Source organism: Gilliamella sp. Bif1-4, from assembly GCF_001690535.1.
Taxonomy (GTDB): Bacteria; Pseudomonadota; Gammaproteobacteria; order Enterobacterales; family Orbaceae; genus Gilliamella; species Gilliamella bombi.
In genome coordinates this window covers 1-1362 of record NZ_LZHC01000038.1, presented here as the reverse complement: position 1 = coordinate 1362, position 1362 = coordinate 1, and the positions used below count along the sequence as shown (strand labels likewise).

Sequence of the window (1362 nt, the reverse complement as noted above, 5' to 3'; positions counted from 1 at the left end):
GTTATAGTCCCTGTAATACCATTGGCTATCATCATTGTGCCAATAGTTCTACCTGCCATTTGTCTAGCTTCTTCGTCATTATAGCCAAAACTCTTATAACTTTGTACATAACCTTCATAAATAGCACGTAATTGATTTGCTTCTGGTGAGTTTGAGGTACCATCTAATAAATGTTTTATTTGTTGATAACCATTTTGTTCTTCTAATTTGTTATAATAATAATTTATGTATGTTCCTAACGCTTCATAAGCCTTTTTACGTTCAGAACGACATGCTTCACTATTTACATCAACACAAGCTTCTAATAACGCTTCTGAGGCGCTTTTATCTTTAATTCGAAGTTCCATTAACTGTTGTTTTTCTTCATCAGTTAATAAACCTTCTTCTTCTCTATATTCTAAACCAACCTTCTTTTGATGATCTTGAGAGTTTAAATAATTATTCTCAACCGCATTCTTACCCGCAGCAACGCCAGTATTCACATCCTGGATATCACCACCGGCAGCGGCTATTGCTAGGCCTGTCGCTAGTTGTGATAGGGCGCTGATTTGTTGTCTTTCTTCTTGTGATAATTCCGCTACTGTTTTACCTGGGTAAAGAATACCCATGATAACCTCAGCACCACGTTCACTTGCAGCAGCACCTAAGCCACCCACTAGAGCTGAGTTGCCTTGTAGCTCGGCTACCACCGCACCGAGTATCGCATGGCTGACGGTGTTGGCAACGGTGCTTCCTTCGGTCTGTTGTTTGATAATAGTCGCAATTTTTGGCGCGAGTGCCCCTGCGGCTGCCCCTGTCATGTCGCCACTGATTAAGCCGTTGATGAGACTCACGGCCATGTCAATGCCTTGACGCGTGTCACTGCCCATCGCTGTCATGCCTTGATTCATCGATTCTTTGTAGGCGTCTTCGTAGATTTTTTGTTGCTGCTCGTCGGTTAAAACGATGCCTTTGTCTGCGGCTTTTTCTTGTTCTTTTTCTACCGCTTCTTTTGCCTTGGATTCAGCTCTTATCCGGTCTATATGATTAAGCATCGTTAACGTTTCACCACCAATTTCACTTACTAACTGCGTTTGGTCGATGATGTCTTGCTCTTTTTGTTTGTTAAAAATGTGTTTGAGCTCGTTATTCGCCTGCTCAGTATCTCGGCTTAGTTCGTTGATATCTTGTTTTTGAGCATCCTTATTGCGGATAATTATCGTCCCTTCCGATACCGCTGAATGCGTCGTCGAATGTTCGCTTTCGTTTTTATTGCGACTGGTTGGCATCGATGGCATGCCGCTAGAGCTTACCCCTGCACTGCTGCTACTGACTTGGTAGTCCGCTTTGTTTTCGATATCACTAAAGCTGATTGTGCCGGTG

At 42.8% G+C, this 1362-nt stretch carries 1 protein-coding gene; it reads right to left on the bottom strand.

Going from position 1 to position 1362, the window contains the following annotated elements:
- Positions 1 to 1362, bottom strand: a 1362-nt coding sequence (locus A9G25_RS06560; protein WP_176701086.1) for a VENN motif pre-toxin domain-containing protein, incomplete at both ends; no start/stop codon positions are given.